At 58.7% G+C, this 20,305-nt stretch carries 19 protein-coding genes; 13 read left to right on the forward strand and 6 right to left on the reverse strand.

Annotated elements, in window-relative coordinates:
* Positions 1–47: 47 nt before the first annotated feature.
* From J2Y91_RS11570 to J2Y91_RS11605, 8 genes are all read left to right on the forward strand, one after another.
* Positions 48–209, forward strand: coding sequence for a DUF1328 domain-containing protein (locus J2Y91_RS11570; RefSeq protein WP_072166347.1), 162 nt, complete (start codon positions 48–50; stop codon positions 207–209).
* A gap of 91 nt (positions 210–300) precedes the next feature.
* Complete coding sequence (locus tag J2Y91_RS11575) at positions 301–1,353, forward strand: patatin-like phospholipase family protein (protein ID WP_133624627.1); 1,053 nt, start codon at positions 301–303, stop codon at positions 1,351–1,353.
* On the forward strand, positions 1,350–2,126 hold the full coding sequence (locus J2Y91_RS11580) for a TatD family hydrolase (RefSeq protein ID WP_133624625.1): 777 nt from the start codon (positions 1,350–1,352) through the stop codon (positions 2,124–2,126). Before J2Y91_RS11575 ends, J2Y91_RS11580 begins: the two co-directional genes overlap by 4 nt.
* A gap of 277 nt (positions 2,127–2,403) precedes the next feature.
* Positions 2,404–3,183 carry a deoxyribose-phosphate aldolase gene (gene deoC, locus J2Y91_RS11585; protein ID WP_133624623.1) on the forward strand — a complete coding sequence of 260 codons (780 nt, stop codon included), beginning with the start codon at positions 2,404–2,406 and terminating at the stop codon, positions 3,181–3,183.
* Between the two features lie 175 nt (positions 3,184–3,358).
* Positions 3,359–4,681, forward strand: a complete 1,323-nt coding sequence (gene deoA, locus J2Y91_RS11590; protein WP_048914749.1) for a thymidine phosphorylase — start codon at positions 3,359–3,361, stop codon at positions 4,679–4,681.
* Positions 4,682–4,735: 54 nt separating this feature from the next.
* Positions 4,736–5,959: a phosphopentomutase gene (gene deoB, locus J2Y91_RS11595; protein ID WP_133624621.1), complete on the forward strand. Its 1,224-nt coding sequence runs from the start codon at positions 4,736–4,738 to the stop codon at positions 5,957–5,959.
* A 29-nt stretch (positions 5,960–5,988) separates the two neighbouring features.
* On the forward strand, positions 5,989–6,708 hold the full coding sequence (gene deoD / locus J2Y91_RS11600; protein ID WP_048914751.1) for a purine-nucleoside phosphorylase: 720 nt from the start codon (positions 5,989–5,991) through the stop codon (positions 6,706–6,708).
* A gap of 234 nt (positions 6,709–6,942) precedes the next feature.
* Positions 6,943–7,953 carry a zinc-dependent alcohol dehydrogenase family protein gene (locus J2Y91_RS11605; protein ID WP_133624619.1) on the forward strand — a complete coding sequence of 337 codons (1,011 nt, stop codon included), beginning with the start codon at positions 6,943–6,945 and terminating at the stop codon, positions 7,951–7,953.
* A 104-nt stretch (positions 7,954–8,057) separates the two neighbouring features.
* On the opposite strand, the gene J2Y91_RS11610 is transcribed toward J2Y91_RS11605, so the two are convergent.
* Positions 8,058–8,435, reverse strand: coding sequence for a DUF4354 family protein (locus J2Y91_RS11610; RefSeq protein ID WP_133624617.1), 378 nt, complete (start codon positions 8,433–8,435; stop codon positions 8,058–8,060).
* Positions 8,436–8,567: 132 nt separating this feature from the next.
* The gene (locus J2Y91_RS11615) at positions 8,568–9,227 is read right to left on the reverse strand and encodes a YtjB family periplasmic protein (protein ID WP_133624615.1); all 660 of its coding nucleotides are present in this window, start codon (positions 9,225–9,227) and stop codon (positions 8,568–8,570) included.
* Between the two features lie 124 nt (positions 9,228–9,351).
* Here J2Y91_RS11615 and serB point away from each other — a divergent pair, with 124 nt between their 5' ends.
* From serB to nadR, 3 genes are read left to right on the forward strand one after another with little or no spacing between them, the layout of a single operon-like run.
* Positions 9,352–10,329, forward strand: coding sequence for a phosphoserine phosphatase (gene serB / locus J2Y91_RS11620; RefSeq protein WP_133624613.1), 978 nt, complete (start codon positions 9,352–9,354; stop codon positions 10,327–10,329).
* 9 nt (positions 10,330–10,338) lie between these two features.
* A complete protein-coding gene (gene radA / locus J2Y91_RS11625) occupies positions 10,339–11,721 on the forward strand; it encodes a DNA repair protein RadA (RefSeq protein WP_048914756.1) in 1,383 nt (460 codons plus the stop codon).
* Positions 11,722–11,736: 15 nt separating this feature from the next.
* Complete coding sequence (gene nadR / locus J2Y91_RS11630) at positions 11,737–12,969, forward strand: multifunctional transcriptional regulator/nicotinamide-nucleotide adenylyltransferase/ribosylnicotinamide kinase NadR (RefSeq protein WP_133624611.1); 1,233 nt, start codon at positions 11,737–11,739, stop codon at positions 12,967–12,969.
* Here the strand turns inward: nadR and J2Y91_RS11635 are convergent.
* Together J2Y91_RS11635 and J2Y91_RS11640 are read right to left on the reverse strand one after the other, a co-directional pair.
* The gene (locus J2Y91_RS11635) at positions 12,960–14,147 is read right to left on the reverse strand and encodes a putative porin (RefSeq protein WP_133624609.1); all 1,188 of its coding nucleotides are present in this window, start codon (positions 14,145–14,147) and stop codon (positions 12,960–12,962) included. The two genes, nadR and J2Y91_RS11635, sit on opposite strands and share 10 nt — an antisense overlap.
* Positions 14,148–14,355: 208 nt before the next feature.
* On the reverse strand, positions 14,356–15,357 hold the full coding sequence (locus J2Y91_RS11640) for a zinc-binding alcohol dehydrogenase family protein (protein ID WP_048914759.1): 1,002 nt from the start codon (positions 15,355–15,357) through the stop codon (positions 14,356–14,358).
* Positions 15,358–15,454: 97 nt separating this feature from the next.
* On the opposite strand from J2Y91_RS11640, the gene J2Y91_RS11645 reads away from it, so the two are divergent.
* Complete coding sequence (locus tag J2Y91_RS11645) at positions 15,455–16,351, forward strand: LysR family transcriptional regulator (protein WP_048914760.1); 897 nt, start codon at positions 15,455–15,457, stop codon at positions 16,349–16,351.
* A 40-nt stretch (positions 16,352–16,391) separates the two neighbouring features.
* Here J2Y91_RS11645 and ettA read toward each other — a convergent pair whose 3' ends face one another.
* Positions 16,392–18,059 (reverse strand): energy-dependent translational throttle protein EttA, encoded by a 1,668-nt coding sequence (gene ettA, locus J2Y91_RS11650; protein ID WP_048914761.1) that lies wholly within the window; start codon positions 18,057–18,059, stop codon positions 16,392–16,394.
* A gap of 205 nt (positions 18,060–18,264) precedes the next feature.
* Here ettA and J2Y91_RS11655 point away from each other — a divergent pair, with 205 nt between their 5' ends.
* Entirely contained in the window at positions 18,265–19,209 is a 945-nt protein-coding gene (locus tag J2Y91_RS11655) for a 2-hydroxyacid dehydrogenase (protein WP_133624607.1), read from the forward strand.
* Between the two features lie 77 nt (positions 19,210–19,286).
* On the opposite strand, the gene deoR is transcribed toward J2Y91_RS11655, so the two are convergent.
* Positions 19,287–20,027: a DNA-binding transcriptional repressor DeoR gene (gene deoR / locus J2Y91_RS11660; protein WP_133624605.1), complete on the reverse strand. Its 741-nt coding sequence runs from the start codon at positions 20,025–20,027 to the stop codon at positions 19,287–19,289.
* Positions 20,028–20,305: the final 278 nt, after the last annotated feature.

The raw sequence follows: 20,305 nt of genomic DNA on the forward strand, positions 1-20,305 counted from the left end.
CTGAATGATAAAAACAGTTTGAATACACTACTGGTAAGGAGAGGCTTATGTTTCGTTGGGGTATTATCTTCCTGATTATCGCACTGATTGCAGCTGCGTTAGGGTTTGGTGGTCTGGCTGGTACAGCAGCATGGGCAGCAAAAATTGTCTTCGTTGTCGGTATCATTATCTTCCTGGTCAGCCTGTTTACCGGTCGTAAAAAACTCTAGTTTCCAAACGTTACATCTGAGAGCAAGAAGCGCCTCACAGATTTGACTGATAACAGGTATCCTCTCTTTTTCATCTGAGAGGATACCTGGCTTGGGCATACGCATCCCGATAACCCTCGGCAATATCGAGCCGCTGGCGTTAAAACCTTTCACCCCGGGCAGAATTGCTCTGGTGTGCGAAGGGGGTGGGCAGCGCGGTATCTTCACCGCGGGAGTGCTGGATGAGTTTCAGCGTGCTCACTTCAATCCTTTCGACCTGATGCTCGGCACCTCCGCCGGGGCACAAAACCTTTCCGCTTTCGTCTGCGCACAGCCCGGCTACGCGCGGCGCGTCATCACCCGCTACACCACCAGTAAACTGTTTTTTGACCCGATGCGCTTTGTGCGCGGTGGTCATTTGATCGATCTCGACTGGCTGGTGGATATTACCCGTTCTGAGTTCCCGCTGGCGCTCAGCGCTGCCGAAAAAATGTTTGCTGACGGGCGCGAATTTTATATGTGCGCCTGCCGTAGCGACGACTACACCCCAAGCTACTTCGCGCCGACGGCGGATAACTGGCACGACATTATTAAAGCCTCCAGCGCTATTCCCGGTTTTTATCGCCCCGGGGTGGATCTGGCGGGCGTCAGCTATCTGGACGGCGGTATTCGGGATGCGATCCCGGTGCGTGAAGCGGCGCGGCGCGGGGCAGATACCATTGTGGTGATCCGCACGGTCCCCTCTCAGATGACCTATACTCCGCAGTGGCTGAAGCGCGTGGAGCGCTGGCTGAGTGAGGGCGCTTTGCAGCCGCTGATCAACATTATGCAGGTGCACGAAGAGAGCTATCACCAAATCCAGAGCTTTATCGATAACCCGCCGGATAATCTGCGCATTATTGAGATCTACCCGCCACGCCCGCTCGCCAGTATGGCACTCGGCAGCCGGGTCGCCTCACTGAATAAAGATTATCATCTGGGCCGCCGCTGCGGGCGTTACTTCCTCGCCACCGTCGGCCAGTGGCTGAATGGCGGTGACAGCGTGGTGCGTCGCCATATTGTGGTGCCTCCTGCGCCGGTGGCGAATGAGCCGGATCGCCAGGGGATTATTCTCGACCCGCTGGTGGGTAATGAAACCGATTACGATAAAGGATCGCTGGCATGACAATGCGTTTTGTCGATACCCACTGTCACTTTGATTTTCCGCCGTTTGTCGGTGACGAGGCCGCCAGCCTGGCGCGTGCCGCCGCTGCCGGGGTGGAGAAGATCATTGCGGTGGGCGTGTCGGCGCAGCGCTTTGCCGGCGTGCTGGCGCTGGCAAAGCAGCATGACGCTGTCTATGCCGCGCTGGGCATGCACCCGATGGCGATTGCCGAACACGGTGAGCCGCAGCTGGCAGCGCTGGAGCAGCAGCTAAAATCACGCCCGCCAAAGCTTGTGGCGATCGGGGAGATCGGCCTCGATCTGTTTATCGAAAACCCGCAGTTTGAACGCCAGCAGGCGCTGCTGGATGCGCAGCTGCGGCTGGCGCGTGATTACGATCTGCCGGTGATCCTGCATTCGCGCCGCACCCATGACAAACTGGCGCTGCACCTGCGGCGCATTGCGCTGCCGCGCCGTGGCGTGGTGCACGGCTTTGCCGGCAGCGAACAGCAGGCGCTGGCCTTTATTCGCGCCGGATATTCTATTGGCGTCGGTGGCACCATCACCTATGAACGCGCCAGCAAAACCCGCAATACCCTTGCCCGCCTGCCGCTCTCTTCGCTGCTGCTGGAAACCGACTCCCCCGATATGCCGCTGCAGGGCTTTCAAGGCCAGCCCAACCGCCCGGAACGGGTAAAAGAGGTGTGGCAGGCCCTGTGTGAACTGCGCCCCGAATCCCCTGAGCAAATTGCTGAAACCCTGCGCCAAAACACCCGCACGCTCTTTGGCCTGTGAAGCACGGGCTACACTTCTGAGAGACCTGTTTTGCCTTGAAGATGAAATGTTATAATTATAACATTTTCCAATGGCTCGCTGTGGCCGCCTTACTGCGCGCCGTTCCGGGCGTAATGGCGGTTAAATTGTGATTGCTGTCACTATTCATGCAATAATGGTGCAACTGTCATCTTTTTAATGTGAAACTACCCGCAAAATAGCTCGCCACGGGCTGTTATAATTTTAACATTATCAGGTGCGCTGACCGTGCCTGCTGCTAAATTGTCTGGAGACAACCATGTCCGATGTAAAAACTCAGGCGCTGCGCGCGCTGCAGCTGATGGATCTCACCACCCTGAACGACGATGACACCGATGCGAAAGTGATCGCGCTGTGCCATCAGGCGAAATCCCCGGCCGGAAACACCGCCGCCATCTGCATCTACCCGCGCTTTATCCCGATTGCGCGTAAAACGCTGCGCGAGCAGGGTACCCCGGATATCCGCATCGCTACCGTCACCAACTTCCCACACGGTAACGACGATATTGATATCGCGCTGGCGGAAACCCGTGCTGCTATCGCTTACGGCGCGGACGAAGTGGACGTGGTATTCCCGTACCGTGCGCTGATTGCCGGTAATGAAACCGTCGGCTTCGAGCTGGTAAAAGCCTGTAAAGATGCCTGCTCTGCGGCAAACGTGCTGTTAAAAGTGATTATTGAAACCGGTGAGCTGAAAGAGGAAGCGCTGATCCGTAAAGCCTCCGAAATTGCCATCAAAGCGGGTGCGGACTTTATCAAAACCTCGACCGGTAAAGTGCCGGTCAATGCGACGCCAGAAGTCGCAGAGATTATGATGCGCGTGATTGCCGAGCAGGGCGTGAAGCAGCAGGTGGGCTTTAAGCCTGCTGGCGGCGTGCGCACCGCTGACGATGCGGCGATCTACCTCAAGCTGGCCGATGACATCCTGGGGGCGGGGTGGGCCGATGCGCGCCATTTCCGCTTTGGCGCTTCCAGCCTGTTAGCCAGCCTGCTGAACGCGGCAGGGCACAGCGGTGCAACCAGCGACAGCAAATATTAATTCCGGCATGCGGGTCAGGCATGCCTGACCCCTACGACGGTGCATAACTCGCCGCCGTCGGGCATGCCGATGCGAGACGGCGGCACAGGCAAACGTGCTGTTTACCCGCAGGGGCCGGGCATGCCCGGCCCGTAAATCCGTTGTTCGATTTTCAACTTAAATACCGGGGGTTAGCGTGTTCCTGCCACAAGAAATTATTCGCAAAAAACGTGATGGTCAGGCGCTGAGCGAAGAAGAGATCCGCTTTTTTATCAACGGCGTGCGCGACAACACGGTGTCAGAAGGGCAGATTGCCGCGCTGGCAATGACCATCTACTTCCACGATATGTCGCTGCCGGAGCGCGTGGCGCTGACCATGGCGATGCGTGATTCTGGTTCGGTACTGAACTGGAAGGCGCTGAACCTCAATGGCCCGGTGGTGGATAAGCACTCCACCGGCGGCGTCGGCGACGTGACCTCGCTGATGCTGGGCCCGATGGTGGCGGCCTGCGGCGGCTACGTGCCGATGATCTCCGGGCGTGGCCTGGGGCACACCGGCGGCACGCTGGACAAGCTGGAAGCGATCCCCGGTTTTGACATTTTCCCGGAAGATGACCGCTTCCGTCAGATTATTAAAGACGTTGGCGTGGCGATTATCGGCCAGACTAACTCGCTGGCGCCGGCGGATAAACGCTTCTACGCCACGCGCGATATCACCGCGACCGTCGACTCTATTCCGCTGATTACCGCCTCGATCCTCGCGAAAAAACTGGCTGAAGGGCTGGATGCACTGGTGATGGATGTGAAAGTGGGGTCCGGCGCGTTTATGCCGACCTATGAACTGTCGGAATCGCTGGCGCAGGCGATAGTCGGCGTGGCCAACGGCGCGGGTTGCAAAACCACCGCGCTGCTGACCGATATGAACCAGGTGCTGGCCTCCAGCGCCGGCAATGCGCTGGAAGTGCGCGAAGCGGTGCAGTTCCTCACCGGGGCTTACCGCAACCCGCGCCTGCTGGAGGTGACGATGGCGCTGTGCAGCGAAATGCTGATCTCCGGCGGCCTGGCCGCGACGGCGCAGGAGGCGCAGGCGAAGCTGCAGGCGGTGCTGGACAATGGCCGTGCCGCCGAAATCTTCGGCCGCATGGTGGCGGCGCAAAAAGGTCCGCTGGACTTTATCGAGCGTATGGACCACTACCTGCCCGCGCCGATGCTGAGCAAAGCGGTGTATGCCGACCGGCCGGGCATCGTCGGTGCCATGGATACGCGCGCGCTGGGAATGGCCGTGGTGTCGATGGGCGGCGGGCGTCGTCGTGCCAGCGACAGCATTGATTACAGCGTTGGCTTCAGCGAGATGGCGCAGCTGGGCGACAGCGTTGATGCGCAGCGCCCGCTGGCAGTGATCCACGCGGCGACGGAAGCCAGCTGGCAGGAAGCCGCCGCCGCCGTGAAGCGCGCGGTGGCGGTGGGCAGTGAACAGCCGCAGGTAACGCCGGTTATCTATCGCAGAATCTCGCAATAACGAGTATTCTGTTCTGATCGCATTTTTTTAATGCCAATCGCGCAGGAGACCAGGATGAAACGTGCATTTATCATGGTGCTCGATTCCTTTGGAATCGGCTCCAGTAAAGACGCCGACAAGTTCGGTGATGAAGGCTCGGATACGCTCGGCCATATCGCCGAGGCGTGCTTCAGGGGTGAAGCAGACAAAGGGCGTAAGGGCCCACTCCATCTGCCGAATCTGACCGCCTTAGGGTTGGGCAAAGCGGCAGAGGCCTCAACCGGGAAATTCCCGCCGGGGCTGGACAAAGATGCCGAAATTATTGGCGCTTATGCCTACGCCAGCGAGCTCTCCTCCGGGAAAGATACGCCGTCCGGCCACTGGGAAATCGCCGGGGTGCCGGTGCTGTTTGACTGGGGCTATTTCAGCGACGTGGAGAACAGCTTCCCGCAGGAGCTGCTCGACCTGCTGGTGGAAAAAGCCAATCTGCCGGGTTATCTCGGCAACTGCCACTCCTCCGGTACGGTGATCCTCGACCAGCTCGGCGAAGAGCATATGAAAACCGGCAAGCCGATTTTCTATACCTCCGCCGACTCGGTATTCCAGATTGCCTGCCATGAAGAGACCTTCGGCCTTGACCGTCTGTATGAGCTGTGCGAAATAGCGCGCGAAGCGCTGACCGAAGGCGGTTACAATATCGGCCGCGTGATCGCCCGTCCGTTTGTTGGTGATAAGCCGGGCAGCTTTGAGCGCACCGGGAACCGTCATGACCTGGCGGTGGAGCCTCCGGCCCCGACCATCCTGAAAAAACTGGTGGACGAGCAGGGTGGGGAAGTGATCTCCGTCGGCAAAATCGCGGATATCTACGCCCACGTTGGCATCACCAAAAAGGTGAAAGCCACCGGGCTGGACGCGCTGTTTGACGCGACCGTTGAAGAGATGAAAATTGCCCCGGATAACAGTATTGTGTTCACCAACTTCGTTGATTTCGACTCAACGTGGGGCCATCGCCGCGATATCCCTGGCTATGCCGGTGGTCTCGAGCTGTTTGACCGCCGCCTGCCGGAGCTGATGGCGCTGGTCAAAGAGGGCGATATTCTGATCCTCACCGCCGACCATGGCTGTGACCCAAGCTGGCGCGGCACCGAGCACACCCGCGAGCATATCCCGGTGCTGATCTACGGCCCAGGCGTGAAACCGGGCGATTACGGCTATCGCGACACCTTCGCCGACATTGGTCAGACGGTTGCCAGCTATTTTGGCCTGTCGCCGATGGAATACGGTAAAAGTATTCTTTAAACCCCATTTAATAAGATTAAGGATTTAACATGGCTACGCCTCATATTAACGCTGAGATGGGTGATTTCGCTGACGTGGTACTGATGCCGGGCGACCCGCTGCGCGCTAAGCACATCGCGGAAACCTTCCTGCAGGACGCGGTCGAAGTGAACAACGTGCGCGGCATGCTGGGTTATACCGGCACCTATAAAGGCCGTAAGATTTCAGTGATGGGCCACGGTATGGGTATTCCATCCTGCTCCATCTATGCGAAAGAGCTGATTACCGATTTCGGCGTGAAAAAAATCATCCGCGTCGGTTCCTGCGGTGCGGTGCGCAGTGATGTGAAACTGCGTGACGTGGTGATCGGCATGGGTGCCAGCACCGACTCCAAAGTGAACCGTATGCGCTTCAAAGACCATGATTTCGCGGCGATTGCCGATTTCGACATGGTGCGCAACGCGGTTGATGCGGCTAAAGCGCTGGGTGTGGATGCCCGCGTGGGTAACATCTTCTCGGCGGATCTGTTCTACACCCCGGACCCGCAGATGTTCGACGTGATGGAGAAGTACGGCATTCTCGGCGTGGAGATGGAAGCCGCGGGTATCTACGGCGTGGCGGCAGAGTTTGGTGCGAAAGCGCTGGCGATCTGCACCGTGTCTGACCATATCCGCTCCGGCGAGCAGACCACCGCCGCCGAGCGTCAGACCACCTTCAGCGAAATGATCGAGATCGCGCTGGAGTCCGTCCTGCTGGGTGACAAAGAGTAACCCTGGGCTGACGGGCTGACCGAAAAAGAGGGTCAGCCCCTACGACTTCGGTGTTACCCAATAGGGTAGGGGTCGACCGTTTTTATTCAGGCTGACCGAAAAAGAGGGTCAGCCCCTGGGACTTCGGTGTTACCCAATAGGGTAGGGGTCGACCCTTTTTTCCGGTCGACCCGGTTTGCCCCTACAATTAAAGGATAGGTCGCGTGTTTGCGATCGATGAACAGGGAGAACGTTATGAATTCACGCGCGATGTTCGTCAATGCCGGTGGCGGCTTTGACCATGTCTTTCCCGGTGAAAGCCCGGCTGCCGCCCCCAAAAGCGGCGAAATCACCGTGCGCCTGCACGCCAGCTCCCTTAACTTCCATGATTACGCGGTGGTCTGCGGCATCATGCCCCCTGCGGAAAAACGTATCCCGATGGCCGACGGTGCCGGAGAGGTGATCGCCGTTGGCCCCGACGTCAGCGAGTTTGCCGTGGGTGATGCGGTGGTCAGCACCTTCTTCCCTGACTGGCTGGATGGCGACTCGGCGGAATCGAGCTTTATGAATACGCCGGGTGACGGTATCGACGGCTATGCGCGCAGCGTGGTGACCGCGCGCGTCAATGCCTTTACCCGTGCCCCCAAAGGCTGGAGCCACGCTCAGGCCTCAACCCTGACCACCGCCGGACTGACCGCCTGGCGTGCGCTGATGGTTGACGGGCAGCTGAAACCCGGCGACAGCGTGCTGGTGCAGGGCACTGGCGGCGTGTCAATTTTTGCGCTGCAGCTGGCAAAACTGGCGGGCGCGACGGTGATTGCTACCTCCTCCAGCGACAGTAAACTGCAGAAGCTGCTCGACCTGGGCGCGGATCACGTCATCAACTATCGCCAGCACGCTAACTGGGGCGAAAAGGTTCAGCAGCTGACGCGCGGGCGGGGGGTTGACCATGTTATCGAAGTGGGCGGGCCGTCGACGCTGGAGCAGTCGCTGATCGCCGCACGGATTGGCGGCCATATTGCGATGATCGGCATTCTTACCGGCATGGCGGGCGAGCTGCCGGTGATTAACGTGCTGCTGAAGCAGCTGCGTCTGCAGGGTGTGCTGGTGGGCAACCGCAGCCAGCAGTTGGCGATGATCCGTGCGCTGGATGCCAGCCCGCTGCGCCCAGTGATTGACCGCCAGTTTGACCTCAGCGAAATGGTGGATGCCTTCCGCTATCAGGAATCGAATCAGCACTTCGGCAAGATCTGCCTGAGCATCTGACGCAGCGGGCACGGTGCCGCTGCGCCGTGCTTCTACCTGAATTATCTATTGAAGTATCCATTCCTAAGGCGGCTTGCAGAGAATCTGCAGGCCGTTTGACGGCGTTACTGGCAGCTGTCGCTGATTTTGACGATGACCGCCTGATAGACGCTGGCATCATCAGCGGAGAAGATCGCCAGCCCCTTGTGGTTGCCCTGCGCGGGCAGCTGGCCGCTCAGCAAAGCGTCATCAACCGTATCGAGCTTAAAACGTTTACCATCTGGAGAGAGGGCAATCAGACAAAGGTTCTTCAGGTTGATAGCCTTATCGGATAAATTCGCCAGCGTCACTTCAAAACGTTTGGTGAACACCTGTTTCGCCCCGGTCGAAATTGACCCTATCTCCTGCTGCGTGGCGATAACGGCAATCGAGTCTGTCTTCGCCGCGACGGCGGAAAAGCTGAGAAGAGCGGTGAAAAAGAGGGCGAGTTGATTGCGTTTCATTGCATGTTCCCCGATCCGTGAGAGTCAGAAAGCGCGCGATGCGCGGGTGAAAGACTACCATGCCGGGGACAGGGATGAGCGTACAGACCCGCAAGAGCTATTCGGCGTGAACAGCTCTATTTGCAGAGGGGATCAGCGAGGGTTCTCTTGCGGTTTCTCGTCCTCGTCGTCATCCTCTTTTACCGGGTTATTGGCAGTGAGCAGGAATGGCGACTGCTGCCAGCGCGTACGGCGCGCGCGCAGCAGGGTGCGGGTGAGGATAATTCCAATAGCCAGCGCCAGCAGCATCATCAGGCGCAGAATGTTGGTGGTGTTATCCACCTGCTTGGATTCCGTGACCAGCACGTGGGTATCCAGCGTAATGCGCAGGGAGCCGCGCGGGCCATCCTTCGTCGCCAGCGGCTCCACAATCTGATGGTTGAAATAGCTGCCGGCACGCTGGCCGTCGAGCGCCAGGCGATCGCGCACGTTGATGTTTTCACCACTGTGGGCGATCAGGCTGCCTTCGTCGTCATACACTGAAGCATCCAGAATACGGCTTTCGTGCGTCAGCTGGTCGAGGGTGTCGACAATTTTCTGGTGATTGTCATCGCTGTTTTCCATCAGCGGGGTCAGATTCCACGCCACCTGGCGGGTCAGCGTATGCGCCAGCTCTTCCACCTGCTCGGAACGGGCCATCTGGTGCCCGAGGCTGAACCAGGATGCACCCTGCATCAACACCACTAACAGCGTCAGGCAGATCAGCACGATCACCGTTCGGTGCAGGCGAAATTTTAGTTTGGCTTTAGCCATCTTGACCCTTCAGACTTACCAGAGGAACCGCTGAGCTTTATGTTGCCAGAACACGCTTGAACAAGGTAGCCTCTTGCATTATTTTGCGCAGAATTGCGTGTTGAATGTCCCTACAGGAGCTGTAATGCCAAATAGTCTGACCTGGTGCGACCTGCCTGCTGAAGTCTCTCTCTGGCCGGGGTTACCTCTTTCATTAAGCGGTGATGAAGTGATGCCGCTGGACTACCGCGCTGGCCGAAGCGGCTGGCTGCTGTATGGACGCCAACTCGACAAAGCCCGCCTGACCGAATATCAGCGCCAGCTGGGCGCGGCGATGGTGATCGTCAGCGCGTGGGTGGTGGAAGATTATCAGGTCGTGCGGCTGGCCGGATCGCTGACCCCGCTGGCAACCCGGCTGGCGCATGACGCCGGGTTTGATGTGGCGCCGATGGGCAAGATCCCGCATCTGAAAACGCCGGGCCTGCTGGTGATGGATATGGACTCCACCGCGATTGAGATTGAGTGCATTGATGAGATCGCCAAACTGGCCGGCAGCGGCGAGCAGGTGGCGGAAGTGACCGAGCGGGCGATGCGCGGCGAGCTGGACTTTGCCGCCAGCCTGCGCCAGCGCGTGGCCACCCTGAAAGGGGCCGATGCCAATATCCTGAAAGCGGTACGCGATACGCTGCCGCTGATGCCGGGCCTGACCTCGCTGGTGGCGAAGCTGCAGGCGATGGGCTGGGAAGTGGCTATCGCTTCCGGCGGCTTTACCTACTACGCTGAGCATCTGCGCGACACCCTGCACCTCTCTGCAGTGGCCGCTAACGTGCTGGAGATCGCGGACGGCAAGCTGACCGGTGAAGTGCTGGGCGATATCGTCGATGCGCAGTATAAAGCCGACACGCTGCAGAAGCTGGCCGAGCGCTTCAACATTGCACCTGAGCAAACCGTGGCCGTCGGTGACGGGGCCAACGACCTGCCGATGATCAAAATTGCCGGCCTCGGTATTGCCTATCACGCCAAGCCGAAAGTGAATGAACAGACCGCTGTGACCATCCGTCACGCGGATTTAATGGGCGTGTTCTGCATTCTGAGCGGCAGCCTGATTTTTGACGAGCGTTAAGGGGACGATTTGGCCAAAGCGGTAAAGCGCGCCTTTGTATGTAACGAGTGCGGCGCAGACTATCCTCGCTGGCAGGGGCAGTGCAGCGCCTGTCACGCCTGGAACACCATCACCGAGATGCGGCTTGCCGCCTCCCCCACCGTGGCGCGTAACGAGCGGCTCTCCGGCTATGCGGGCAGTGCGGGCGTCAGCCGCGTGCAGAAGCTGTCGGAAATCAGCCTTGACGAACTGCCGCGTTTCAGCACCGGTTTTAAAGAGTTTGACCGCGTGCTTGGCGGCGGCGTGGTGCCGGGCAGCGCCATTCTGATTGGCGGTAACCCCGGCGCGGGGAAAAGTACCCTGCTGTTGCAGACCCTGTGCAAGCTGTCAGAGAGCATGAAAACCCTGTACGTCACCGGGGAAGAGTCGCTGCAGCAGGTGGCGATGCGCGCCCATCGTCTGGGATTACCGAGCGAAAACCTGAATATGCTGTCGGAAACCAGCATCGAGCAGATCTGCCTGATCGCCGAGCAGGAGCAGCCGAAGCTGATGGTGATCGACTCGATCCAGGTGATGCACATGGCGGATATCCAGTCTTCGCCGGGCAGCGTGGCGCAGGTACGCGAAACCGCCGCCTACCTCACGCGCTTCGCCAAAACCAAAGGCGTGGCGATTGTGATGGTCGGGCACGTGACGAAAGATGGCTCGCTGGCTGGCCCGAAGGTGCTGGAGCACTGCATCGACTGTTCGGTGCTGCTCGATGGCGATGCCGACTCGCGTTTTCGCACGCTGCGCAGCCATAAAAACCGCTTTGGCGCGGTGAATGAGCTGGGCGTGTTTGCCATGACCGAGCAGGGGCTGCGTGAAGTCAGCAACCCGTCGGCGATCTTCCTGAGCCGGGGGGATGAAGTGACCTCCGGCAGCTCGGTGATGGTGCTGTGGGAGGGAACGCGCCCGCTGCTGGTCGAGATCCAGGCGCTGGTCGATCACTCAATGATGGGCAATCCGCGTCGCGTGGCGGTGGGGCTTGAGCAGAACCGCCTGGCGATTCTGCTGGCGGTGCTGCACCGTCACGGCGGCCTGCAAATGGCCGATCAGGACGTGTTTGTTAACGTGGTTGGCGGGGTGAAAGTCACCGAAACCAGCGCCGACCTGGCGCTGATGCTGTCGATGGTTTCCAGCCTGCGCGACCGCCCGCTGCCGCAGGATCTGGTGGTGTTTGGCGAGGTCGGGCTGGCCGGTGAGATCCGTCCGGTGCCCAGCGGCCAGGAGCGTATTTCAGAAGCGGCGAAGCACGGATTCCGTCGCGCGATTGTTCCCGCCGCCAACGTGCCGAAAAAATTGCCGGAAAATATGAAAGTGTACGGCGTGAAAAAGCTGGCCGATGCGCTCTCTATCCTTGACGATCTCTAATTGCCGGAGGCATAAATGTCGTCTTTTGATTACCTGAAAACCGCGATCCGCCAGCAGGGCTGTACTCTGCAACAGGTGGCGGACGCCAGCGGCATGACCAAGGGCTACCTCAGCCAGCTGCTGAATGCCAAAATCAAAAGCCCCAGCGCGCAGAAGCTGGAGGCGCTGCATCGCTTTCTCGGCCTGGAGTTTCCGCGCCGCGAGAAAACCATCGGTGTGGTGTTCGGCAAGTTTTATCCGCTGCATACCGGGCACATCTACCTGATCCAGCGCGCCTGTAGCCAGGTTGACGAGCTGCATATCATCATGGGCTATGATGAGCCGCGCGATCGCCAGCTGTTTGAGGACAGCGCGATGTCGCAGCAGCCGACGGTCAGCGACCGCCTGCGCTGGCTGCTGCAGACCTTTAAGTATCAGAAGAACATCCGCATTCATTCGTTCAATGAAGAGGGGATGGAGCCGTATCCGCACGGCTGGGACGTCTGGAGCAAAGGGGTGCAGGCGTTTATGGACGATCGCGGCATCGTGCCCAACTGCATTTATACCAGTGAAGAGGGTGACGCCGAACAGTTCAGCGCGCAGCTCGGGGTAGAGACGATCGTTATCGATCCAAAACGCTCGTTTATGAGCATCAGCGGCGGGCAGATCCGTCAGGATCCGTTCCGCTACTGGGAGTATATCCCGACCGAAGTGAAGCCGTTCTTCGTGCGCACCGTGGCGATCCTCGGCGGTGAGTCGAGCGGCAAATCGACGCTGGTTAACAAGCTGGCGAATATCTTCAATACCACCAGTGCGTGGGAGTTCGGCCGCGATTACGTCTTCTCACACCTCGGCGGCGACGAGATGGCGCTGCAGTATTCTGACTATGACAAAATCGCCCTCGGCCAGGCGCAGTACATCGATTTTGCGGTGAAGTACGCCAATAAAGTGGCATTTATCGATACCGACTTCGTGACCACTCAGGCGTTTTGCAAAAAGTATGAAGGGCGCGAGCACCCGTTTGTGCAGGCATTGATTGACGAGTATCGCTTCGACCTGGTTATTCTGGTGGAGAACAACGTCCCCTGGGTGGCCGATGGTCTACGCAGCCTCGGCAGCTCGGTCGACCGTAAAGAGTTTCAGTCGCTGCTGATCTCGATGCTGGAAGAGAACAACATCAGCTACGTGCGCGTCGAGCAGGATAACTACGACGAGCGCTTCCTGCGCTGCGTCGAGTTAGTGAAAGAGATGCTGGGCGATCAAAAATAGTAGCCAATATTGACGTTGCTGCGGAAATACCACTTACCGCTGCCGGGGGACTGAGTGCGGGTCCAGCCGGTGGCGTTAAGCGCACCGCCCCAGGGATTGGCGTTTTTTGCCCAGGTTAAATCCAGCCAGAACATCACCGGCAGCGCAAACAGCTGCATTCCCAGGGTGTTCATCTGCGAGTCATCCCAGCTGCCTTTATCTTTCCACAGCACGCTGTAATCATCATAAAAGCGCAGTTTGCTGACCGGGCCAAGATTGACGTCAACATCGCGCGCGATATTCAGCGCCGCAGTGGTGGCTTTAGCCGGGATCAGATAGGCAGGCGACAGCCCGTTGGTTCCCATCAGGATGGTATCTTTATCCCCCCCGCTGGGGTTCTTCGCCGCGTAAGCATAACGGATCGCCTGGGTGCTGAGCTGCCACGGACCGTTGTTCAGTTTGGCATGCAGCCCGCCCGACCAGAATGAGCCGTTATCGCCGCTGCGGTGGTTATACAGGCGCGAGGCCGCCAGTGAGCCGCCCAGCTCGCTGTGCCAGCTGCCGCTGTCAAACTCGCGCGCCAGCCGCAGGTTAAGCTGATCGCGCTTCTCATTGAGCTGCAGGTGGTGCGGGCCATATATTGTGCCTTTCAGCTCGCCGTAATAGCCCACGTCCGGCGCATAGCGCACCCCCTCAGGCAGCATTTTGGCAAAATACGCCGCCTCAAACGTCCAGTTATTCGCCCGGTAGCGATACTTAGCACCGAGCCCGCTGTTGACCGCAAAGCCGAGATAAAACGGAATATCATATGACCAGCCAAACTGCGGATAGGGGGCCAAACCAAAAGGTTTCTCCGGTGCGCCGATCTGAATCTGCTGGTCGCGGTTAATTTGGTAGCCAATATAGGCGCGGTCAATAGCATATTTGCGCTGGTCCTGAAACCAGAAGCCGGAATCAAAAAAGAAATTATCGGCATGGCCGCTGGCATCAATGCGAAAAGTATCAAAACGCAAATGGGGCTGGCGGCGGTTGCGGCTGGTGTTCCAGTCTTCATAGCGATAGTTGGCGCGCAGCGCGCCGCCAATATCAATGCCCTGTTGACCATCCGCGCTCTGCCAGTGCAGGTGGGGCGGGGCGCTGGCGGCCTGAACGCCGCTGCTGAGGCAAAATGTCAGTAACAGCTGCTTTATTTTACGCATAACGATCCCTCGTCTTTTTCCTTAATTAAAGAAAAAATCCATGAAGTATTAAATATGAAACTTGCGCGGTTTAAATTACCGTTGAACCATAAAATAACCAGCAGCTATGTCAAGATGAAATAAATGGAAGTGCCAGCGGGGTAAAATAAAAAAAGATATTAAGGCGGGATGTTTCATGGGCGAACCAAATAAGGTCCGCCCGTTGGGATTAATAGACCATCACCACCTTGCCGCGCATATGACCTTCCAGCACCTGCTTATGGGCCGCGGTCAGCGTGTCGACGCTTAAGCCGTGCAGGGTCTGGCTCAGTGAGGTAGTGACTTTCCCCTCATCCAGCAGTTTTGCCGTGGCGTCGAGGATCTCCCCCTGGCGCGCAATATCCGGGGTGTTATACATGCTGCGGGTGTACATAAACTCGAAGTGCAGCGCGGCGCTTTTCAGCTTCAGCTGGTCCATGCTCAGCGGTTTTTCATTCTCAACGATGGTACAGATTTGCCCCTGCGGCGCGATAAGCTGGCTCATCGTTTCCCAGTGGCCGTCGGTATCGTTCAGGCAGAAGATATAATCCACCTGCTTGAGGCCATGTTTCTCCAGCTCTGCTGGCATATCCTGATAGTTGATCACCAGGTCCGCGCCGCGATCTTTACACCACTGCACCGAGTCCGGGCGCGAGGCGGTGGCGATCACTTTGACCTTGGTGTGCAGCTTAGCAAACGGGATCGCCAGCGATCCAACGCCACCGGCACCGCCGACGATCAGCAGGGTTTTACCTTCTGCAGCGCGGTCAAGCTGCAGGCGGTCGAACAGGCCTTCCCATGCGGTAAGCGCGGTCAGTGGAATAGCCGCAGCCTGCGCCCAGTCGAGCGAGCGCGGCTTGTGCCCGGTGATACGCGCATCAACCAGCTGCTGGCTGGCGTTGCTGCCGGGGCGAGTGATGTCCCCGGCGTAGTAGACTTCGTCACCCGCTTTAAAGCCGCTGACCTTACTACCTACCGCCAGCACCACGCCGCTGGCATCCCAGCCGAGAATACGCGGCTGCTGCAAGCCATTTTTCTGCGCACCCTTATGCACTTTGGTATCCACCGGGTTGACCGAGGCGGCTTTCACTTCAACCAGCAGATCAAACTCGCCCGGAGTGGGCTGCGGCTGCTGGATTTCAATAAAGCTCTGCGGATTTTCTGGATTGATAGCAATCGCTTTGATTGTCATAGCACTTCTCCTTAATGATGTGATATTCAGTGTAGGTAATAAGCAGGCTAATGATAAGCTGCACAATAACGCACTAAGTGTTCGTCTGGGGTGAACAATAATGTTTAAACAGTTGCAGGATATGGCGCTGTTTGCGCTGGTCGCAGAGTGTGGCAGTTTCACGGCGGCGGCTACGCGCGCGGGATTACCGAAGTCCAGCGTCAGCCAGCGCGTCAGCCAGCTTGAACAGGCGCTGGGGCTGCGCTTAATCAACCGTACCACCCGCCAGCTCAATCTGACCTTTGCCGGGGAACGTTATCTGGTGCACTGCCAGGAGATGCTGGCCGCCAGCGAACGCGCCAGTATGGCTATCGAACGCCTGCGTGATAACCCCAGCGGGCGACTGCGCATCACTTCTCCCGCAGGCATCGGTGCCACGCTGCTGGCGCGCTTCAACGCCGGGTTCCAGCGCCAGTTTCCCGACGTCACGCTGGAGGTCTCAGTCTCTGATGAGATCCGCGATCTGGTGCAGGACGGTTTTGATGTGGCGCTGCGCACCGGGCGGCCGCAGGACTCGTCGCTGATCGGTCGGCGTATTGGTTACTGTGAGCGGATGCTGGTGGCCTCACCCGCCTATCTGGCCGATTACGACGTCCTGACACACCCCAGCCAGCTGATGGAGCATCGCAGTATTGCTCACCGGGCCTGGAGCGAATGGGTATTGAAACGTAACGAAGAGTTCTACAGCTGGCTGCTACCGCCGACCCATATGACCGACAACCTGGTGTACGCGCGCGAATGTGCGCTGGGCAATGCCGGGATCACGTTACTGCCGCTCTTTATGATCAATGAATTATTACCGCGGGGTGATTTAGTGCGGGTGTTACCGGAATGGGAAGTGGAGGGGAATGAACTGTGGCTGGTTTACCCGAGCCGAAAGCTGAACTCACCCGCGCTGGCGCGCTTTATTGAATTTGCCATGCAGTCGCCGGTATTCCGCGAATTTTATCAGTAGGGGGCGACCTTTTACTGGTCGCCCCGCAAGCCTGAATAGCTTACTTAATCATACGCTTGTACTTGATACGCTTCGGCTCCAGCGCTTCGGCGCCCAGCGTGCGTTTCTTGTACTCTTCGTATTCGGTGAAGTTACCTTCGAAGAACTCGATCTTGCCTTCATCCTGATAGTCCAGAATGTGGGTGGCAATACGGTCGAGGAACCAGCGGTCGTGCGAGATCACCATGGCACAGCCCGGGAACTCCAGCAGGGCGTTTTCCAGCGCGCGCAGGGTTTCGATGTCGAGGTCGTTGGTCGGTTCATCCAGCAGCAGCATGTTGCCGCCAACCTGCAGCAGCTTCGCCAGGTGCAGACGACCGCGCTCACCACCGGAGAGTTCGCCAACGCGTTTACCCTGATCAACCCCTTTAAAGTTAAAGCGGCCAACGTAGGCACGGCTTGGCATCTCGGTGTTGCCGATACGCATAATATCCTGGCCGCCGGAGACTTCTTCCCAAACGGTTTTAGAATTATCCATGCTGTCGCGGAACTGATCGACCGACGCCAGCTTAACGGTTTCACCCAGCACGATCTCGCCGGAATCAGGCTGCTCCTGACCGGACATCATGCGGAACAGCGTGGATTTACCCGCGCCGTTCGGACCGATGATGCCGACAATCGCACCCTTAGGAACCGAGAAGGAGAGGTCGTCAATCAGCAGGCGGTCGCCGTAGGATTTACGCAGGTTGCTGACTTCCAGCACCTTGTCACCCAGGCGTGCTCCCGGTGGAATGAACAGTTCGTTGGTTTCGTTACGCTTCTGGTACTCGGTGTTGTTCAGCTCTTCAAAGCGCGCCAGACGGGCCTTGCCTTTGGACTGCTGACCTTTGGCACCTTTGCGCACCCACTCCAGCTCTTTCTCAATCGATTTACGACGAGCGGCTTCGGATGAGGCTTCCTGCGCCAGACGCGCATCTTTCTGCTCCAGCCAGGAAGAGTAGTTACCTTCCCACGGAATACCTTCGCCGCGGTCCAGCTCGAGGATCCAACCCGCTACGTTATCCAGGAAGTAACGGTCGTGGGTAATCGCCACCACGGTCCCTTCGAAGTCGTGCAGGAAGCGTTCCAGCCAGGCCACGGATTCGGCATCCAGGTGGTTGGTCGGTTCGTCCAGCAGCAGCATGTCCGGCTTTTCCAGCAGCAGGCGGCACAGAGCGACGCGGCGGCGCTCACCACCGGACAGGTTAGCAATTTTTGCATCCCAGTCCGGCAGGCGCAGCGCATCGGCCGCACGCTCCAGCTGGGTATTCAGGTTGTGGCCGTCGTGCGCCTGGATGATCTCTTCAAACTTGCCCTGCTGAGCGGCGAGCTTGTCGAAGTCAGCATCCGGCTCGGCGTACTTGGCGTACACCTCGTCCAGCCCTTTCAGCGCGCCCACCACTTCGGCCACGGCTTCTTCCACCGATTCGCGCACGGTGTGTTCCAGGTTCAGCTTCGGTTCCTGCTCCAGGTAGCCGATCTTCAGGCCTGGCTGCGGGCGTGCTTCCCCTTCGATATCTTTATCGATGCCGGCCATGATGCGCAGCAGGGTGGATTTACCCGCACCGTTCAGACCCAGTACGCCGATCTTGGCACCAGGGAAGAAACTGAGGGAGATGTTCTTTAAAATATGACGCTTCGGCGGAACGACTTTGCCGACGCGATGCATGCTATAGACGAATTGAGCCACGTTGGGTTGAGCCTCTTATGGTCTGGGGTTTAATTGGGGCAAAACAGCTGCCCACTCAGATAGCGGAGTTTAGCTGTTTTCCCCTGCTATTCACAGCCGGGACGGCCTGATTATCCTGATATCGCTACAAGCGCCTGTTTCTGATTGATTTCTGTTCAGTTACGGCTAAGCTGGTTTTTTTGCCTTTAAAACCATGGAGATATCAATGAGAGTTCTGATAGCCGCGGAAGAGAATGCCTGGGGTGGGATGATCCAGCAGTTTCGCCAGCGTTTGCCCGACGTCGAATTTGTCGCATCGCCGGGCCACGCGGCGGAAAGCCTGGCCGGTTTTGACGCGTTGATCCCTGGCATGGCGAAGGTCACTCCCGCTCTGTTGCACACCGCCGATCGCCTCAAGCTGATTCAGCAGGCCGGGGCCGGGCTGGAAGGGGTGGATATCGCCAGCGCCCATGCGCAGGGCGTGATGGTGGCGAACGTACCGTCCGACCGCTCCGGCAACGCCGACTCGGTGGCGGAGCTGGGCATCTGGATGATGATCGGGCTGGCGCGTAAGGCTAACCAGCTGCCGCAGATGATCGCCACGCGCCAGCTTGGCCTGCCGGTTGGCATGGGACTGAAGGGCAAAACCGTCGGGCTGGTCGGGCTGGGGGGCATTGGCAAAGCGCTGGCGCAGAGGCTGGCGGCGTTTGAGATGCGTACGATCGGCGTTAAGCGCAGCGCCGATGATGACTTTGCCCGCCAGCATCGCCTGGCGTGGGTCGGAGAGATGGACTGCCTGCCGCAGCTGCTGCGGGAAGCTGACTTTGTGGTGCTCAGCCTGCCGGATAACCCGGCGACCCATCATATTATCGATGAAGCGGCGCTGGCGCAGATGAAGCCGGGGGCTTTCCTGATTAATCTCGGGCGCGGCGGGCTGATTGAGAAGTCTGCGCTGCTGGCGGCGCTGGCGAACGGTCAGCTGAGCGGCGCCGGGCTGGACGTGTTCTGGCAGGAGCCGCCCGAGCCGCAGGATGCGTTGTTCAGCTATAACGTGATTGCCACCCCGCACATTGGCGGCGTGACCGATATCTCGCTGGCTGGCAATGTCGCCGCGGTGTGTGAGAATTTACGCCGCCTGCGCGACGGCGAAGAGATTTTAAATCGCTGGTAAAGCGCAGCGGGCGGAGCGAAAAAGAAGGTCCGCCCCTACCGTTTCTGCGGTCGCCGCGCGCCGAGAGTTTGCGCCGGTTACGGGGTGATAACCTCAATACCGATGTCGTACCCGGGGGCGGCATCGCTGATTAAGCCGTTAAACGCGCTGAGATCGGCGATGCGCGCCGGCAGCACCTTGCCATATTTGCTGCTGTCGGCCACCAGTAACTTCTGGCGCGCGCGCTGCAGTGCCAGAAGCTTCATCGGCAGTTCGTTCAGGTTGTAGCAGCTGGCACCCTGCTGCACATCGATTCCGGCGGCGGAGATGAACGCCTTATCCGGGCACAGGCTGTCCATCACTGACAGCTGACCCAGCGGGGTGAAGATGGCGTTATCCGCGTGGAACTCGCCGCCGCACAGGATCACCCGGGCATTTTTCTCTTTCAGCGCGAGGAAAGTGTTCATCGCACAGCAGACGGCGGTAAACGGCAGGTCGGGATCGATGGCGTCAATCACCCACGGAATGGAGGTACCGCAGTCAAAATAGACCGTTTCATTGGCATTGATCAGCGAGCTGGCGTGCTGGCCCAGCAGGCGCTTTTGCTCGACATGCTGCCCCTGCTGATCGGAAACAAAATAGTGGTTCTGGTGACGCATCGGGTCGCTGACGATGTAGCCGCCCAGCAATACCACTGCGCCCGGGCCTTCATTCAGGTCGCGGCGTATGGTCATCTCAGACACCCCAAGCAGTTGAGCCGCCTCTTTCAGATGGATTTTATCGGTGCCTTTCAGCGCCTGGGCCAGCTTATTGATGCGCTCGTCGCGCCGGGTTTCCATGAGTTTGCTTCCAGTTGTCGCGGAATTTGGAGTTTACCGTCAATAAGATAGGGCTGCAAACAGCAGGGCGCAGGCAGGTAAAAACAGGGGGCGGGCATGCCCGCCCCCTACGCAGGAACGCGGATGTTGTAGGGGGCAGGCATGCCTGACCCGCCGTGCAGGGACGCGGATGTTGTAGGGGTCAGGCATGCCTGACCCGCCGCGCAGGAACGCGGATGTTGTAGGGGTCAGGCATGCCTGACCCGCTGCGCAGGGACGCGGATGTTGTAGGGGTCAGG

Source organism: Erwinia aphidicola (assembly GCF_024169515.1).
GTDB classification, from domain to species: domain Bacteria; phylum Pseudomonadota; class Gammaproteobacteria; order Enterobacterales; family Enterobacteriaceae; genus Erwinia; species Erwinia aphidicola.

Bases quoted from the DNA above. Each gene is read 5' to 3' on its own strand.
- J2Y91_RS11570 (WP_072166347.1), top strand. From the start codon at position 48: ATGTTTCGTTGGGGTATTATCTTCCTGATTATCGCACTGATTGCAGCT.
- J2Y91_RS11580 (WP_133624625.1), top strand. From the start codon at position 1,350: ATGACAATGCGTTTTGTCGATACCCACTGTCACTTTGATTTTCCGCCG.
- deoC (WP_133624623.1), top strand. From the start codon at position 2,404: ATGTCCGATGTAAAAACTCAGGCGCTGCGCGCGCTGCAGCTGATGGAT.
- deoB (WP_133624621.1), top strand. From the start codon at position 4,736: ATGAAACGTGCATTTATCATGGTGCTCGATTCCTTTGGAATCGGCTCC.
- deoD (WP_048914751.1), top strand. From the start codon at position 5,989: ATGGCTACGCCTCATATTAACGCTGAGATGGGTGATTTCGCTGACGTG.
- J2Y91_RS11605 (WP_133624619.1), top strand. From the start codon at position 6,943: ATGAATTCACGCGCGATGTTCGTCAATGCCGGTGGCGGCTTTGACCAT.
- J2Y91_RS11610 (WP_133624617.1), bottom strand. From the start codon at position 8,435: ATGAAACGCAATCAACTCGCCCTCTTTTTCACCGCTCTTCTCAGCTTT.
- J2Y91_RS11615 (WP_133624615.1), bottom strand. From the start codon at position 9,227: ATGGCTAAAGCCAAACTAAAATTTCGCCTGCACCGAACGGTGATCGTG.
- serB (WP_133624613.1), top strand. From the start codon at position 9,352: ATGCCAAATAGTCTGACCTGGTGCGACCTGCCTGCTGAAGTCTCTCTC.
- nadR (WP_133624611.1), top strand. From the start codon at position 11,737: ATGTCGTCTTTTGATTACCTGAAAACCGCGATCCGCCAGCAGGGCTGT.
- J2Y91_RS11635 (WP_133624609.1), bottom strand. From the start codon at position 14,147: ATGCGTAAAATAAAGCAGCTGTTACTGACATTTTGCCTCAGCAGCGGC.
- J2Y91_RS11640 (WP_048914759.1), bottom strand. From the start codon at position 15,357: ATGACAATCAAAGCGATTGCTATCAATCCAGAAAATCCGCAGAGCTTT.
- J2Y91_RS11655 (WP_133624607.1), top strand. From the start codon at position 18,265: ATGAGAGTTCTGATAGCCGCGGAAGAGAATGCCTGGGGTGGGATGATC.
- deoR (WP_133624605.1), bottom strand. From the start codon at position 20,027: ATGGAAACCCGGCGCGACGAGCGCATCAATAAGCTGGCCCAGGCGCTG.